This window comes from Vibrio marisflavi CECT 7928, from assembly GCF_921294215.1.
GTDB lineage: Bacteria > Pseudomonadota > Gammaproteobacteria > Enterobacterales > Vibrionaceae > Vibrio > Vibrio marisflavi.
On record NZ_CAKLDM010000002.1, the window covers coordinates 307,267 to 323,394 of the forward strand.

Annotated in this window: 15 protein-coding genes; 14 read left to right on the forward strand and 1 reads right to left on the reverse strand. The window is 42.7% G+C overall.

Annotation, left to right across the window (positions count from 1 at the left end; genetic code table 11):
- The 14 genes from fdx to L7A31_RS08225 all read left to right on the forward strand — a co-directional run bounded on the left by fdx (window position 1) and on the right by L7A31_RS08225 (window position 14,603).
- Window positions 1-339 (forward strand): ISC system 2Fe-2S type ferredoxin, encoded by a 339-nt coding sequence (gene fdx / locus L7A31_RS08160; protein ID WP_237361021.1) that lies wholly within the window; start codon window positions 1-3, stop codon window positions 337-339.
- A 33-nt stretch (window positions 340-372) separates the two neighbouring features.
- Window positions 373-567, forward strand: a complete 195-nt coding sequence (iscX, locus tag L7A31_RS08165; RefSeq protein WP_237361022.1) for a Fe-S cluster assembly protein IscX — start codon at window positions 373-375, stop codon at window positions 565-567.
- Between the two features lie 192 nt (window positions 568-759).
- The gene (gene pepB, locus L7A31_RS08170; protein ID WP_237361023.1) at window positions 760-2,055 is read left to right on the forward strand and encodes an aminopeptidase PepB; all 1,296 of its coding nucleotides are present in this window, start codon (window positions 760-762) and stop codon (window positions 2,053-2,055) included.
- Window positions 2,056-2,091: 36 nt separating this feature from the next.
- Window positions 2,092-2,517, forward strand: a complete 426-nt coding sequence (gene ndk / locus L7A31_RS08175; RefSeq protein ID WP_237361024.1) for a nucleoside-diphosphate kinase — start codon at window positions 2,092-2,094, stop codon at window positions 2,515-2,517.
- Window positions 2,518-2,720: 203 nt separating this feature from the next.
- The gene (rlmN, locus tag L7A31_RS08180) at window positions 2,721-3,842 is read left to right on the forward strand and encodes a dual-specificity RNA methyltransferase RlmN (protein ID WP_237361025.1); all 1,122 of its coding nucleotides are present in this window, start codon (window positions 2,721-2,723) and stop codon (window positions 3,840-3,842) included.
- Between the two features lie 348 nt (window positions 3,843-4,190).
- Entirely contained in the window at window positions 4,191-5,162 is a 972-nt protein-coding gene (rodZ, locus tag L7A31_RS08185; RefSeq protein WP_237361026.1) for a cytoskeleton protein RodZ, read from the forward strand.
- Window positions 5,163-5,170: 8 nt separating this feature from the next.
- The gene (ispG, locus tag L7A31_RS08190; protein WP_237361027.1) at window positions 5,171-6,316 is read left to right on the forward strand and encodes a flavodoxin-dependent (E)-4-hydroxy-3-methylbut-2-enyl-diphosphate synthase; all 1,146 of its coding nucleotides are present in this window, start codon (window positions 5,171-5,173) and stop codon (window positions 6,314-6,316) included.
- 19 nt (window positions 6,317-6,335) lie between these two features.
- Window positions 6,336-7,610 carry a histidine--tRNA ligase gene (gene hisS / locus L7A31_RS08195; protein ID WP_237363534.1) on the forward strand — a complete coding sequence of 425 codons (1,275 nt, stop codon included), beginning with the start codon at window positions 6,336-6,338 and terminating at the stop codon, window positions 7,608-7,610.
- A 67-nt stretch (window positions 7,611-7,677) separates the two neighbouring features.
- The gene (locus L7A31_RS08200; RefSeq protein ID WP_237361028.1) at window positions 7,678-8,301 is read left to right on the forward strand and encodes a YfgM family protein; all 624 of its coding nucleotides are present in this window, start codon (window positions 7,678-7,680) and stop codon (window positions 8,299-8,301) included.
- 3 nt (window positions 8,302-8,304) lie between these two features.
- Window positions 8,305-9,462 (forward strand): outer membrane protein assembly factor BamB, encoded by a 1,158-nt coding sequence (gene bamB, locus L7A31_RS08205; protein ID WP_237361029.1) that lies wholly within the window; start codon window positions 8,305-8,307, stop codon window positions 9,460-9,462.
- A 192-nt stretch (window positions 9,463-9,654) separates the two neighbouring features.
- Window positions 9,655-11,142, forward strand: coding sequence for a ribosome biogenesis GTPase Der (gene der, locus L7A31_RS08210; RefSeq protein ID WP_237361030.1), 1,488 nt, complete (start codon window positions 9,655-9,657; stop codon window positions 11,140-11,142).
- A 45-nt stretch (window positions 11,143-11,187) separates the two neighbouring features.
- On the forward strand, window positions 11,188-12,072 hold the full coding sequence (locus L7A31_RS08215) for an alanyl-tRNA editing protein (protein WP_237361031.1): 885 nt from the start codon (window positions 11,188-11,190) through the stop codon (window positions 12,070-12,072).
- A gap of 221 nt (window positions 12,073-12,293) precedes the next feature.
- Window positions 12,294-12,515 carry a zinc ribbon domain-containing protein gene (locus tag L7A31_RS08220; protein ID WP_237361032.1) on the forward strand — a complete coding sequence of 74 codons (222 nt, stop codon included), beginning with the start codon at window positions 12,294-12,296 and terminating at the stop codon, window positions 12,513-12,515.
- A 477-nt stretch (window positions 12,516-12,992) separates the two neighbouring features.
- Window positions 12,993-14,603, forward strand: coding sequence for a hypothetical protein (locus tag L7A31_RS08225; protein ID WP_237361033.1), 1,611 nt, complete (start codon window positions 12,993-12,995; stop codon window positions 14,601-14,603).
- A 42-nt stretch (window positions 14,604-14,645) separates the two neighbouring features.
- Here the strand turns inward: L7A31_RS08225 and xseA are convergent, their stop codons facing one another.
- Window positions 14,646-15,992, reverse strand: coding sequence for an exodeoxyribonuclease VII large subunit (gene xseA, locus L7A31_RS08230; RefSeq protein WP_237361034.1), 1,347 nt, complete (start codon window positions 15,990-15,992; stop codon window positions 14,646-14,648).
- Window positions 15,993-16,128: the final 136 nt, after the last annotated feature.

A 16,128-nucleotide genomic window follows, 5' to 3' on the forward strand; every position in this document is an offset into this window, starting at 1 on the left:
ATGCCTAAGATTATTGTTTTACCTCATGAAGAGTTATGCCCAGAAGGGGCAGTGTTAGAGGCTAACACTGGCGACACAGTGCTAGATGTTGCTTTAAAAAATGGTATCGGTATTGAGCATGCATGTGAAAAATCTTGCGCTTGTACTACGTGCCACGTCGTCATTCGTGAAGGTTTTGACTCGCTAGAAGAGAGTGAAGAACTAGAAGACGATATGCTTGATAAAGCGTGGGGTTTAGAGCCGGAATCTAGGCTTGGCTGCCAAGCAAAAGTTGCCGATGAAGATCTAGTGGTTGAGATTCCAAAATATACCCTTAACCACGCTTCAGAAGATCATTAATACAAAATAATTAACCAACCGACGAGATGAGTTATGAGATGGACGGACTCTAGAGAAATAGCGATTGAGCTGTGTGATTTGTACCCAGACACAGATCCTAAAACAGTACGTTTTACCGATTTGCGCCAATGGATTCTTGATATTGAAGACTTCGAGGATGATCCAAGCCACTGTAATGAAAAGATTCTCGAAGCGGTTATATTGTGTTGGATGGATGAAGCCGATTAACGGTTGCTAACATCGGTTGTTTTATAAAGCGAACTCTCATAGTTCGCTTTTTTATTAAATTGAAACCTATAAAGTTCACAATACGGTAGCGATACGTAATCGTTCGCATCCTTTACCCGTATTTAGGCCTTGTCATTCTCGCTGAAACGAGTAACTTGATCAGGTAAAAATTTAAGAAGGCAAGGAGAGAAAATGTCTCAGCAAATGTCAGTATTTATTAGCCAAGAACAAGCTAAGCCACAGTGGGGTGAGAAGGCTATTTTATCCTTTAACGAGCAAGGTGCGATGATTCACCTTGGTGAAGGTCATCACCAGAACACTATCCAAAAAGCGGCGCGCAAATTAGCTGGTCAAGGTATACGTTCTGCCTTCTTACAAGGTGAAGGATGGGATCTTGAAAGCATCTGGGCGTTCCAGCAAGGGCATCGTGATGCGAAAAAGAAAAATACGCTAGAGTGGAATGCTTTAGCGGAAGCTGATCAAGCTGAGCTCGAGGCTCGAATTAAGGCTGCTGGCTGGGCACGTGACATTATCAATAAAAGTGCTGAAGAAGTTGCGCCTCGCCAACTCGCAACAATGGCTGGTGAATTTATTAAGTCTGTGGCTCCAGAAGGCACAGTGTCAGTTAAAGTTGTTAAAGATAAAGATCTGCTCACTGAAGGCTGGCAAGGTATTTTTGCTGTTGGCCGAGGCTCAGAGAGAACGTCAGCAATGCTGCAACTCGACTTCAACCCAACCGGTGATGAAAATGCACCAGTTTATGCGTGTTTAGTGGGTAAAGGTATCACTTTTGATTCAGGTGGTTACAGCATTAAACAGTCTAATTTCATGAGCTCAATGAAAGCGGATATGGGCGGTTCAGGCACGATCACAGCTGGTCTTGGCCTTGCGATTATGCGCGGTTTAAACAAACGCGTTAAATTGATTTTGTGCTGTGCGGAAAACATGATCTCTGGCCGTGCACTTAAGCTTGGTGACATCATTACCTACAAAAATGGTAAGACAGTTGAAATCATGAATACAGATGCTGAAGGGCGCCTCGTTCTTGCTGATGGTTTACTTTATGCGAGCGAGCAAAACCCAGAGCTCATCATTGATTGTGCGACTCTTACTGGGGCTGCGAAAAATGCATTGGGTAACGACTACCATGCCTTACTGAGCTTTGACGATGAGCTTTCTCATTCAGCTCTTACTGCAGCTAGCAAGGAAAGCGAAGGTCTATGGCCACTGCCTCTAGCTGAATTCCATCGCCATGCTCTACCGTCGAACTTTGCTGATCTATCTAATATTAGCAGTGGCGACTATGTTCCTGGAGCGAGTACAGCTGCCGCGTTCCTATCTTACTTTGTGGAAGATTACAAAAAAGGTTGGTTGCACTTTGATTGCTCTGGTACGTACCGTAAGTCAGCTAGCGATAAGTGGGCTGCCGGAGCAACAGGTATGGGTGTACGAACTTTAGCTCGTATCTTGCTAGATAACGCGAAATAAAATTAAAACAAACAATAAATATAAAAAGGATTGAATATGGCCCTTGAAAGAACCTTTTCTATCATTAAACCTGACGCTGTGGAGCGAAACCTTATTGGTGAAATTTACCATCGCTTCGAGCAAGCAGGCTTACAAATCGTAGCGGCTAAAATGGTACACCTAAACGACGAGCAAGCTAGCGGATTTTACGCTGAGCACGAAGGTAAAGAATTTTTCCCTGCTCTTAAAGAGTTCATGACTTCTGGCCCTTGTATGGTTCAAGTTCTTGAAGGTGAAAATGCTATCTCGCGCTACCGCGAATTGATGGGAAAAACAAATCCAGAAGAAGCGGCTTGTGGCACCCTACGCGCGGATTACGCGATTAGTATGCGTTACAACTCTGTTCACGGCTCAGATAGCCCTGAATCAGCGGCAAGAGAAATTGAGTTCTTTTTCCCACCTTCTGAGGTTTACTCTAAGTAAGCTTAAAAAGGCATATAAATGAAAGCCCTGACGACTGTCGGGGCTTTTTTATTGGGATATTCTTATGATATTCGTTCTGCTCAAAAAATAACCTAAACTATATTAGTATCTTAGCAATCACAAGGGGTTGCAACTCTTGTTGGCCGCTAGTAAACACTGTACAATCCGCGCCTTTAAACCCTTTTTTGTCATTGAGAGGCAACATGACCACTGAAAAAATCAATCTACTCGATTTTGATCGCGAAGGCTTACGCAAGTTCTTTGTTGAAGAGCTTGGGGAAAAAGCATTCCGTGCTGAGCAGGTGATGAAGTGGATGTACCATTTTGGTTGTGATGATTTTGAGAAAATGAACAACCTGAATAAAAAGTTGCGTGAAAAACTGATCTCTCAATGTGAAGTTCGAGCACCTGTAGTTTCTGAAGCACAGCACTCTTCTGATGGCACCATAAAATGGGCGATGAGTGTTGGCGATCAAGATGTCGAAACGGTATACATTCCTGAAGACGATCGCGCTACGCTTTGCATCTCTTCACAGGTTGGTTGTGCGTTGGAGTGTAAGTTTTGCTCAACGGCTCAGCAAGGCTTTAACCGTAACCTAAAAGTATCTGAAATTATTGGTCAGTTATGGCGTGCTGCACGTGAAATTGGTCTAGAAAAAGAAACAGGACGCCGTCCAATCACCAATGTAGTTATGATGGGAATGGGTGAACCTCTTCTAAACATGAAGAACTTGCTTCCAGCTCTAAGGTTGATGCTGGATGATTTAGGCTTCGGTTTATCTAAGCGTCGTGTAACGGTTTCAACGTCTGGTGTTGTTTCGGGCTTGGACCAAATGACAGGTACGATTGATGTAGCACTAGCAATTTCTCTACATGCGCCAAATGATGAACTGCGTAGCCAAATTATGCCTATCAACGATCGTTGGGATATCGATGATTTCTTAGCGTCAGTTCGTCGTTATATTGCGTCTTCGAACGCGAACCGCGGGAAAGTCACGGTAGAATACGTATTGCTTGATCATGTAAATGACGACATGGATCATGCTCGTGAATTGGCAGCATTGATGAAAGATACGCCGTGTAAGATCAACCTCATTCCATTCAACCCATACCCGGGCTCTCCGTACAAAAAGCCAAGTAACTCGCGCATTGATCGCTTTATGAAGACCTTGATGCAGTACGATTATACTGTAACGGTTCGTAAAACCCGTGGCGACGATATTGATGCAGCTTGTGGTCAGCTAGTTGGTGATGTTATTGACCGAACTAAGCGGACTAAACAGAAACAAGAAGACAAAAATCAGATCCCCGTAAAATCCATTTAACCTTACCCTAAAGAAGGATTAAGCCTGTTTCTTCTGTTTTTCGAAAACAATCATGGCTAGTTATTTGATTCGACTAGCCATCACTCAATGTAAATTTTAGGAAAAACCTTGAGCTGCTTGTGATTTCTATTTCATCATAATGTTGTTTAACCGCTATTATCTATTAGAATTGCTAAATAGGGATTGTGATGTATTTTGAGCCAAAAAGCGCTCAAATTGAAAGAAACTTAGGCGAGGAGAGATTTCCTCAATGTTTATCCGTTCCTGACTTTAAATTTAGAGTGATAGATTAATAAAAATAACAAGCAGCACTCAAGTCATGGACCAATTAAGAGATGTACACCTCTAATGAGTACAAAACAGAACATATTAGTCGAAGAAGAAATTGTAGAATCAGTGGAATTAGAAGCAGGGACGATTCTTAAGCAGAAACGTGAAGAATTAGGTTTAAGCCAGAAGCAAATAGCTGACCGTCTCAGACTCAAATTATCAATCATCAAAGATATCGAAAATAACAATTTTGAAATTGGCCAAGTTGCCACATTCACGCGTGGCTATCTGCGTTCATATGCCAAAGCGGTGGGTATTGAAGAATCTACGATTCTAGAAGCTTTAGGTGATAAAAGTGGCACTAAGCCACAAGCGCAAGACATGACTAGCTTTTCCCGTAAAACAAAGCGTGAAAAGCACGATAGCCGCATCATGATTATCACTTGGGGAATACTCGCAATTATTATCGGGATTTCTTCTCTTTGGTGGTGGCAAAATCAGCAACGAGATACGCTTCTAACACCAAGTACAAGCATACAAGCTCCTGCGCCTTCAAGTGATACTACGACAGACACTAGTGCTACTACGGCTGTGAATGGTAGTACGAGTTCAAGCCAGGCAGCGGCGAATAGCACGAATAATAGCGCTAGTAAGAGTGTGGAAAGTGAAGCGAGCGTGAAGCCTGCTGTGAAACAAGAGCAACCAACTGTCGCGCCTGAAACTAACTCGACTCAAGATAGCGCAAAAGAAGTTCAACCTTCAGCTACTACTTCGCAAGTTCCAGCCTCTGACACAGCAAACCAAGTTGTCGCGAATAAAACCATTGATATGTCGTTTAAAGCAGATTGTTGGTTACAAGTAAAAGATGCGACTGGTAAGGTATTGGTTTCAGGGATTAAAAAAGGCGGTCAGAGCTTAAATCTTTCTGGTGAAGCGCCATTTAATGTCATTCTCGGAGCGCCAGAAAACGTTTCAATGACATTTGCGAGTGAACCTGTCGACCTTTCTAGGTATACTCCGGGTAAAGTAGCTAGATTTACCTTACCTTAGAAAATATTATGCAACACGAATCTCCTATTAAACGTCGCCCGTCGACACGTATTTATGTGGGCGATGTGGCAATTGGCGACGGCGCGCCGATTGCTGTTCAGTCCATGACTAATACTCGCACTACAGATGTAGACGCTACAGTTGCGCAGATTAAAGCGCTAGAGAATGTAGGTGCGGATATCGTTCGAGTGTCTGTTCCTACTATGGATGCAGCCGAAGCATTCAAGCAGATCAAGCAGCAAGTTTCTGTTCCGCTTGTTGCTGATATTCATTTTGATTATCGCATTGCTTTAAAAGTCGCTGAATATGGCGTCGATTGTCTGCGTATTAACCCAGGTAATATTGGTAAAGAAGATCGCATTCGCTCGGTCGTTGATTGTGCTCGCGATAAGAATATTCCTATCCGTATTGGTGTTAACGGCGGATCGCTAGAAAAAGATATTCAAATGAAATATGGCGAGCCAACGCCAGAAGCGTTAGTTGAATCAGCAATGCGTCATGTTGATATTTTAGATCGCTTGAACTTCGACCAATTTAAGGTGAGTGTTAAGGCGTCAGACGTTTTTCTAGCGGTTGATTCATACCGCATTCTAGCGAAAAAAATTGATCAGCCTCTTCATTTAGGTATCACCGAAGCCGGTGGTGCAAGAGCTGGTGCTGTAAAATCCTCGGTTGGCCTTGGCATGTTGCTCGCTGAAGGGATTGGCGATACCTTGCGTATTTCTCTAGCAGCGAACCCTGTTGAAGAAGTGAAAGTAGGCTTTGATATCTTAAAGTCACTGCGCATTCGCTCTCGCGGAGTCAACTTCATTGCTTGTCCAACATGCTCTCGTCAAGAGTTTGATGTGATTGGCACTGTTAACGCACTTGAAGAAAGACTAGAAGACGTCATTACCCCAATGGATGTGTCTATTATTGGCTGTGTGGTCAACGGCCCTGGTGAAGCAGAAGTTTCCCATTTAGGCTTAGCAGGCAGCAACAAGAAAAGCGCGTTTTACGAAGACGGCAAACGTCAAAAAGAGCGCTTTGACAATGACAATATCATTGATCAGCTCGAAGCCAAAATTCGTGCGAAAGCAGCTGTATTAGATGCTAATAATCGCATCGACATCAATCAGCTCGATTCAAACCCAACCGATTCAAAACAATCTTAACGACATTACGGTAAATATTGTGGCAAAAACAATTCAAGCAATCCGAGGCATGAATGACTGCCTTCCTACTCAATCTCCTGTTTGGCAGAAAGTAGAAAACTGTCTGAAAAATGTTGTCGCTTCTTATGGCTACAACGAAATTCGTACACCTATCGTTGAGATGACTCATTTATTTAGCCGTGCAATTGGTGAAGTTACCGATGTAGTTGAGAAGGAAATGTACACCTTTGATGATCGCAATGGTGACAGCCTAACTCTTCGCCCAGAAGGAACGGCAGGTTGTGTGCGCGCGGGAATCGAAAATGGTCTGCTGTACAATCAAGAACAGCGCTTGTGGTACACAGGGCCAATGTTCCGCCACGAAAGACCACAGAAAGGGCGCTATCGCCAATTCCATCAGTTTGGTGTGGAAGTCTTTGGCTTAGCGACACCAGATACTGATGCTGAAGTGATCATGCTGAGCTCTAAATTCTGGCGAGATCTTGGTGTTGAAAAGCATGTTCGACTTGAAATTAACTCCATTGGCTCTTCTGAAGAGCGTCAAGAGTATCGTACTGCATTAGTGGCATTTCTAGAACAACACGTTGATGTTCTGGATGAAGATTGTAAACGCAGAATGCACACCAACCCTCTGCGTGTACTAGATAGCAAAAACCCAGAGGTTCAGGCAATTTTGAAGGATGCTCCTCGCCTGTCTGAATACTTGAATGAAGAATCGAAGCAGCATTTTTCTCAAGTTTGTGAACTTCTTGACGCAGCAGGCATCGAATACACGGTGAATGAACGTTTGGTTCGTGGTTTAGATTACTATAACCGCACTGTATTTGAATGGATTACAGAAAGCTTAGGTGCTCAAGGTACCGTTTGTGCTGGCGGTCGTTACGATGGCCTTGTTGAGCAACTTGGCGGCAAAGCAACACCGGGTTTTGGCTTTGGTCTAGGCATTGAGCGCTTAGTTTTAATGCTCGAGACACTTGAGTTAAATGACGTTCGCCGCAGTGTTGATGTGTATGTTGTGACTGCTGGTGAAGGCACAACAATGGCGGGAATGAAGCTTGCTGAACAGCTTCGCGATCAACTACCTAGTATTCGAGTGATGAACCATTTAGGTGGCGGTAACTTCAAGAAACAATTTAAACGCGCAGATAAAGTCGGTGCGGCTGTCGCATTAGTATTGGGCGAAAATGAAGTCCAAGACAATACTGTCGTACTAAAAGATCTTGTAGGTGGCGAGCAATCTACTCACTCTCAAGATGACATTATCGCCAAACTATCTGACGTACTTTCAGTTTAGTATTTAGCAACTGGCATTTATTGCTACTAACAAAAACGTTTACAGAACAAGTTTAAGAGGACAGGAAGTGGAACTCTACAATAGTGAAGAAGAACAAGTTGAAGCGATAAAAGAATGGCTCCGTAAATACGGCAAACTGCTAATCGTTGTTGCAGTTGTTGTGATAGCTGGATTTACAGGTTGGCACTTCTATCAAAAGTCAGATAACGCTTCTAAAGAAAATGCTTCTGTGGGATATACCACTGCGATAAAAGCACTAGAGACACAAGGTGTAAAAGCTGAATCTTCAGTTCAAAGTTTTATTGATGCAAATAAGTCTAGTGAATACTCTGTCCTAGCAGCTTTGCAGCTTGCTAAAGTTCAAGCTGAAGCTGGTAATTTAGATGAAGCTCTAGCTCAGTTAGAATGGGCGAAAGGTGACACTAAAGATGAAGCACTGAAGGCAATTGCATCGTATAGACTGGCAAGAATTCAAGAAGAGCAAGGTCATTATGAATCAGCTCTAACTGAGCTTGCTAGCATTAAGAGCACAGCTTGGACTGGTCGAGTTTCTGAGTTAAAAGGCGATATCGCTATGCGCCAAGGTAAACCAGATGATGCATATAAAGCTTATGTTGAAGCACAACAAGCTGGCGATACTAGCCAAGCTCTTAAAATGAAGCTTGATGATCTGGCCAAACAAGGGCACTAGTGAATGATGAAGAGGCTGAATAAAGTCCTACTGTTGGCTGTTGCCATTGCTGCCTTATCAGGGTGTGCGAGTGACGATGCGATCGTCAAGGCTCCAGTACCTAAAGTAAATAGCCAGTTCACCCCCACAACCGATTGGAGTGCATCCATCGGCTCTGGTGTTGGTCAGTTCTACTCTAAGTTAACGCCCGACTACGCATACAATAAGCTTTTTGTCGCAAGTCGAGCTGGATTGGTAAAAGCCTTAGATCCTAAAACTGGCGATACCATTTGGGAAACTGATCTAGAGAATGATTATACGGCCCGTTTGTCTGGTGGCATCTCTTCTGCGTATGGAAAGATCTATATCGGAAGTGAAGACGGTTACGTTTTTGCACTGAATGCTGACACCGGTAAGGTTGAGTGGAAATCTGATGTTGATGGTGAGGTATTAGCAACGCCAGCAACAGACAGCAACTTAGTATTCGTCCACACAAGCCGTGGTATGCTGATTGCACTTGATCAGTCTACAGGCAAAGAGAAGTGGACGGTTAGTACTGACGTTCCAACTTTAACGATGCGTGGTGATAGTACCCCTGTTGCTCAAGGTGGCGCTGTATTCTGGGGAACATCCAGTGGTAGATTAGCAGCGGCAATCATTGCTCAAGGTCAGCTTGCTTGGCAAATTCCAATTGGGATCCCACAAGGTTCGACAGAAATTGATCGCCTCGTTGACGTTGATGCTTCTCCTTTGATTCTCGGTAACACGTTATACATCGTAGGTATTCACGGTAACTTAACGGCTATCGACTTACGTTCAGGCGAAGCTCTGTGGAAACGTAAATACTCTTCTGCGACCAATATGGCGACAGATGGCAGTCGAATATTTTTGGTCACTGAAAAAGATCATGTAGTCGCGGTGGATGCTCGCAGTGGCACTAAGATTTGGAGTAATGATCAACTTCAGAACAGGCTGGTTACGGCACCTGTAGTCATCGGCGACTATGTTGTTGTTGGTGATGCTGAAGGGTATCTATACTGGATAAACCGCCAGACAGGTGATTTTGTTGCTGAGCAAGAGTTCAGTAGCAGCGGTATCGCTGTACCACCAGTACAGTTGCCGGATGGCTATGTGGTGATCACTCGAAATGGCGATATTAAGAAACTGACGCTTCCAGAATAATATCGTGATATAATCCGCGCTCGGCTCCTGGCTGGTAACAGTCAGGAGCCATTTTATTGTTGTAAACTTATACTCAGTGCTCTAAAGGCACTCGTTATACATGTAGTTATAGATAACATAGTTTCTATCAAACTTGGTACATCTAGGTTGGTTATCTATAACTAGATCAAAAGACATACTATTGAGGTTTTTATGGTACCTGTTGTTGCTTTAGTGGGACGCCCAAACGTGGGCAAGTCGACGCTATTTAACCGCTTGACTCGCACTCGAGATGCGCTCGTGGCTGATTTCCCAGGCTTAACGCGTGACCGTAAATATGGCCAAGCTAAGCTCGGCGAACATGAATTCATCGTGATTGACACCGGCGGTATCGATGGCTCAGAAGAAGGCGTCGAAACTAAAATGGCAGAGCAGTCTCTTGCTGCGATCGAAGAGGCCGATGTTGTTTTATTTATGGTGGATGGCCGTGCGGGTTTAACGGTATCAGATGAAGCGATTGCACAACACTTACGTAAGACTGAAAAACGTTCGATGCTGGTTGTGAACAAAGTTGATGGTATTGATGCTGACGCGGCAAGTGCAGAGTTTTGGCAGCTTGGTATGGACAATATGTATCAAATCGCTGCAGCTCATGGTCGTGGTGTAAGTGCATTGATTGATTTAGCTCTTAATCCTTTTGCTGAAGAACTTTTAGAGCAAACAAAAGGTGAGTTAGAAGATCTAACCGCATTTGAAGATGGCGAAGAAGAGAAGCTGGACTACACCGAAGAAGAAGCGGAAGCTGAGTTTACTCGCTTGCAAGAGCAGCCAATTAAGCTGGCGATCATCGGTCGACCTAACGTTGGCAAATCAACACTGACAAACCGCATTCTAGGTGAAGAGCGAGTTGTTGTGTACGATATGCCGGGAACAACTCGTGATTCTATCTATATTCCAATGGAAAGAGATGAACGCGAATACGTCCTTATTGATACTGCTGGTGTAAGACGTCGCAAACGTATTAACGAAACTGTTGAGAAGTTTTCTGTCGTAAAAACGCTCAAAGCTATCGAAGATGCTAACGTTGTACTTTTGGTTATCGATGCTCGTGAAAACATTTCAGATCAAGATTTGAGCTTACTTGGCTTCGCACTCAATGCTGGCCGTTCAATCGTGCTTGCGGTAAACAAGTGGGATGGTCTAGACACTGACATTAAAGAAAATGTGAAGAAAGAACTAGATAGACGCTTAGGCTTTGTGGACTTTGCGCGTATTCACTTTATTTCAGCACTGCACGGTACAGGTGTTGGCCACTTGTTTGAATCGGTACAAGAAGCTTATAAATCTGCTACAACCCGTGTTGGTACTTCAGTTCTTACCCGTATAATGAAAATGGCAACTGACGACCATCAACCACCTTTGGTTCGCGGTCGAAGAGTGAAACTTAAGTATGCCCATGCAGGTGGCTACAATCCTCCAATTGTGGTTATTCACGGTAACCTAGTAAATGAATTACCAGATTCATACAAACGTTATTTGATGAACTACTACCGTAAGTCGTTAGATATTATGGGAACTCCGATTCGAATTCAGTTCCAAAGCAGCGATAACCCGTTTGAAGGCAAAGGCAATAAGTTAACTCTTTCACAAGAGAGAAAACGAAAGCGCCTGATGGGCATGATGAAAAATCGTAAGAAGTGATAGAATTACCCAAACAATTTGTTTGGGTATTTTTTTAATTTCACTATGACTTCTGATATCAAACCTACAATTACAAAATTTTGCCATCAGACGTGGCAACTCGAAGCTACCGTTCAGCTTTTCGAAACTCACTCTGACTTTTCATATATCGTTACTGATCAAACACCATTTCACCCGGTGAGCCATATTTGGCCCGATCATCCCGCTGATAAAGGCACGATCACTCTATCTAATGGTGACATCATTGAAGTGGTCGATTGCCGAGTTGGGGCCATCGAGGTTGAAAGTCAAACACTTTATGTTGGTCAGGACATTCCCGTAAAAAGGGATCAAGAAGGGTGGGTATTTGTTGTCGTTCATTGTCTTGAACCTTCAGCGAATTTTATACCTGTAGGTGATAGCGTTTGCTTGAACGTTGATAAAGAGTATCAACTAGCTTTAGGTCGCGGTCACAGTGCTGGGCACCTTTCCTATCTCGCGCTGAATAAGATCCTAGCTGATGGCTACTGGAGAAAAGAAGCTGATCGCCGCGACCCACACGGATATTATGACTTCAACAGCTATGCACAAGTATCAAGTTTTGTTACTCAAGATAAGTGTGTGGATACTTACAGGCTTGGTAAAACGCTGAGAAAACGTGGTCTAAATAGTGCAGATATGCTGTCAGATTTGCCGCTAATAGAACAAAAGGTCAACGAATTGCTCGCAGAGTGGCTTAAGCTTGGCAGCAATATTGAGGTTGTATGTGAGGGTGAAGCGCTCACTGATTCACGTTACTGGCACTGTAATTTATCTGAGGGCGAGACCGCAGTTATCGCGTGTGGCGGGACTCATGCAGGATCTTTGTCTGATTACGCTAATATCGCGGTTAAATTCAACAAGCTAGACGATCAACACATCGAAATGCACACCATGTCAGTTTCTACATGAATCAATTCTGATCCTTTTATTAAGTTCTGTTTGTATGGGTTGTAAATAAGTTACGTGGGCTTTTATATCGTTAAAAATCGAAAAACAGGACATGTAACTTATGCTTTCGGTGTGTGGTTATATAAATATTCTTTTTAAGGCAGATCGCTGATCAGGTTGTATAAAGTGTATGATCTGCCTTGATCGCTATATTTTCGTCCAAATGGTCAGAGGAAAAAACTATGCAGCAAAACCAATGTCCTACGTGTCAGTCTGATTTGCAATGGGATGGGCAGTATTTTTGCTCAGATTGCCAACAGCACTACAAAAAACTAGTGTTTTGTCCTGAATGTGGCAATGAAGTGGAAAAACTCAAAGCTTGTGGTGCGGTTAACTATTTTTGCAACACGTGCAATGAGCTGAAATCCAAATCCAAGGTGAAGGTTAACTGGGAGAAAGTTTAATCTCCGTTCTACTGATCTAAGCATTCGTACTTTCGTATCTTCTCTGCCAGTTCATTTCGCAACCTGAAACCATTGTAATCAGGTTGCGTGAAATACCTCACGATTGAAAACTCTTCTTCCTATGTCAGCAAATTGAAATGGTTCTGTTTAGACAAGCCTTGTTCAGTTAGTGATACAAGCGCTGGCTTCTATATCTACAATTCATCCACACAGTGTTTTTGTTTACTCATAAGAACAGAGGTTATTTTTCTTTCTTGATGAAATAATTTCAATTGATTGTTTTAATTAAACATTAATTAACCATATGAAGTTCGTATTGAATATATAGAACTGGTACTGGTATAAATAAATGTTTTACTAAGTTAGATAATCAAAGACATTTACAAAAAATATTTTCAACAACGACACATTAAATAGACATAACCGTAAAGCTAATAAGTTAAAAATTGCATGCTTTGAACTTACTGGTATAGGAAAATGTTTAATAAGCGAAAAATTTTTTCTGTAATACTTCTGTTTTCAAGTCATGTTATGGCTCAGGTTTCTCCTTTACATGGTATTGGAATCGACATAGGAGACAGGGTTGATTACTCCACGCAAAATAGCATTAATGACTTGTCATTTAGCAAGTACAACTCAAATAAGATTATTTCACTATTTACGGAGCTGCATACGTTAGGGTTTTCCATATTTAGAACCTATGATGACTTTACTGGGTTTTATGATGTAAAAGATTACTCAGATTTTAACCCAAACCAATGTGATGTTTACACTGATGCAAACCAGCCAGCATTTGCTAGGTTGTGTGCGGTGTCGACTGCAATTAAAACAGATCCTTCCAATAAAATTATGCTTGGTATATCAGTACCACTACTTACTAAATTCTACGGTAAGGATGGTGAAGCTAACGCAGAAAGTTATTTTAAAAAGGTTCTCCCTCTTTTTAGCAAGCAAATAATTGGCATAGGGGTGGGGAACGAAATCAGCAGGTATTATGGAGATTGGGCACCAAGCTCATCAGGTCATGATGGATGGTTGGTTTTGTCACATTATGAAGAGATCTCGAATAACATTATTAAAGCACTTGGGAAATATTACCAAGATATAAAAAGTAGCTCGAAAAACTACCCAGTTGGTTTATACAAAAATCAGTACAACAGGATATTTTTAAGTACTTCTCTCGGTATAAAATCGGCTGGAAATAGTAGTACATACCTTATTAACGCTCAGCCATTTTCAGAGAAGAGTTATGGCCTAGGTGGAATATGGGGTGTTAATAGTAAAGGTAATATTGACGACAATAGTGGCTTTGGCCAACTTGCTCATGAATATGGAGATACAAGGTTCAATAATTATGGTGGTACGGTAACAAGTTTAATTCCCGGAATACAAGCTATCATCCAGTACGATCAAGAGTTCGTAGACAAAAATTTAGGGCTGACGAGGCCGCCATTATTTGTAAATTACTACCCTCATTACTTTGGGAATTGGTGGCCTGGCGATCCAAACTCAGCTCAACCTAATCCATTTAATGCTTGGTACGGCTATCGGCAGATCTACGGGAATGATAAACAGTTTTTTACTGGTGGGAGCATTACACAATTTATGGATGCCTACATATGTTATGGGCAGTATAAGTGTGATGTTGATGTCGGAGAGACAGGATATCCGACGCTTTGGGTACAAAATCGTGCCGATGTTTACAATCAGCCCGGAACTAAAGCCAAGCTTTTTCCTAGTGCGAATATAAATAGTTTGGCGATGTATATGAAGTACTACACTAACGCGAGTCATTGGCATAATTCAGATGGCAGCCAAGCAGCTATTCCATTTACGTTTTGGTTTGAAGGGCAAGATGAAGTCTCTAAATTTCCACTCGTTGTGGATAACACTAGTTCAGATGACCAAATGCATTTGGGATTGATAACGTTAATGTCAGGAAGTAGTAACCCGGATCAATATTGGGAGCAAAACCCAATAAGTCCAGGTTTATACGGCCCGGTAAAGGCAAATCAAGTTAAGCTGCCCAAAGTGCCGGAATTATTGTTTGGTCATAATATGTCGCCAGACAACAATGCTTCGACCTAGATAGGTTGGGCTTGGTTAATATTACTAAGGCTTCGTAGAATATTACGAAGCCTTAGTTGCCTCGACAGTAGAGTAAATTTCACCGTCTTCCACTTTAGTCACAATTTTCTCGCCTAGAGTGACTTGTTCATGGCTGGTGATAACTTTGTTGTCATTAGATTGGGTAATAGAGTAACCGCGTTTTAATGTTGCAAGCGGGCTAACGGTTTCTAGCTTCTCTGCTGCCATCGCGAGACGATGTTTAGAGTGGGTAAGTAAAGATTCGGCGAAACGGCTTAGCTTTTGTTCGTTACTTTCAAGTCGCGCTCTTTGTTTAGCGAGGTGGTTCACTGGTGAGTTTAGGCGTAGTTGGTAACTGTAGTGCTGCACTTGCGCTTTTGAATCAGAAAGGTGTCTGTGCATTGCATTTCTCAAGCGCAGATCCAGCTCATCAATTTGCTGAGCTTGCACTTGAAGCTTGTAACTTGGATGCTGTTTGTCTAGCCGATGCTGAAGCTGTAAATAAGTCTGCTGATGCTTTGAAATACAGCGATGCATAACGTCTCGAAGTCTATGTAGGCTCGCTTTTATTGTTTGGGTTTTGTAACTCGTGTCTTGGCTAACGAGCTCGGCAGCTGCGGATGGAGTTGGAGCTCTGACATCTGCAACAAAGTCGGCAATGGTAACATCGACTTCGTGGCCAACAGCACTGACAATTGGGATCTGACTTGCTGCTATAGTCCTCGCTACAATTTCGTTATTAAAACACCAGAGATCTTCTAACGAGCCGCCCCCTCTGCCCACAATAAGCACATCGCACTCTTGTCTGGCATTTGCTCGGCCAATTGCCTGAGCAATTTGGATTGAAGCTTCATCACCTTGAACTAAAGTAGGGTAGATTACGACAGGTAAGCTTGGGTCGCGTCTTTTTAATACATCTAAGATATCGTGTAGAGCTGCGCCAGTTTTAGACGTCACCACTCCAATACAACGAGGGTGCTCTGGAAGTGGTGCTTTGTTGGCTTGAGCAAACAGCCCTTCGCCAGCCATCCTCATTTTCAATTCTTCAAATTGCTTTTGTAGAAGGCCGTCACCTTCTGGTTGCATGCTTTCTATAATGAGCTGGTAATCGCCTCTTGGCTCATAAAGTGATAGACGGGCACGTACTAAAACTTGATTGCCGTTTTGTGGCTTAAAAGTAACTCGGCGATTGTTACCACGAAACATCGCGCATTTAACCTGAGCTCGACTATCTTTTAAAGTAAGGTACCAATGCCCAGATACAGGTGTGGAAAAGTTAGAAATTTCGCCCACTAACCAGACGATACCCATTTCGTTTTCAAGCAATAAACGAACTTCAGAATTGAGACGAGAAACAGTGAAAATGTTTTGATTCGATTGTGGAGTCACAGTCAGTCACGTAGACGTGGATATGCAGAATAGCGCCAATATAATACATATCAAGGGGGTAAATGCAAATAAAAATCAAAAAAATGATTGGTAAAACGTTTGCGTCGGGCGTATAATCCCTCCGCAATATCCAATC

Bases quoted from the DNA above. Each gene is read 5' to 3' on its own strand.
- ispG (WP_237361027.1), top strand. From the start codon at position 5,171: ATGCAACACGAATCTCCTATTAAACGTCGCCCGTCGACACGTATTTAT.
- der (WP_237361030.1), top strand. From the start codon at position 9,655: ATGGTACCTGTTGTTGCTTTAGTGGGACGCCCAAACGTGGGCAAGTCG.
- pepB (WP_237361023.1), top strand. From the start codon at position 760: ATGTCTCAGCAAATGTCAGTATTTATTAGCCAAGAACAAGCTAAGCCA.
- ndk (WP_237361024.1), top strand. From the start codon at position 2,092: ATGGCCCTTGAAAGAACCTTTTCTATCATTAAACCTGACGCTGTGGAG.
- rlmN (WP_237361025.1), top strand. From the start codon at position 2,721: ATGACCACTGAAAAAATCAATCTACTCGATTTTGATCGCGAAGGCTTA.
- L7A31_RS08220 (WP_237361032.1), top strand. From the start codon at position 12,294: ATGCAGCAAAACCAATGTCCTACGTGTCAGTCTGATTTGCAATGGGAT.
- rodZ (WP_237361026.1), top strand. From the start codon at position 4,191: ATGAGTACAAAACAGAACATATTAGTCGAAGAAGAAATTGTAGAATCA.
- fdx (WP_237361021.1), top strand. From the start codon at position 1: ATGCCTAAGATTATTGTTTTACCTCATGAAGAGTTATGCCCAGAAGGG.
- iscX (WP_237361022.1), top strand. From the start codon at position 373: ATGAGATGGACGGACTCTAGAGAAATAGCGATTGAGCTGTGTGATTTG.
- L7A31_RS08225 (WP_237361033.1), top strand. From the start codon at position 12,993: ATGTTTAATAAGCGAAAAATTTTTTCTGTAATACTTCTGTTTTCAAGT.
- bamB (WP_237361029.1), top strand. From the start codon at position 8,305: ATGATGAAGAGGCTGAATAAAGTCCTACTGTTGGCTGTTGCCATTGCT.
- L7A31_RS08215 (WP_237361031.1), top strand. From the start codon at position 11,188: ATGACTTCTGATATCAAACCTACAATTACAAAATTTTGCCATCAGACG.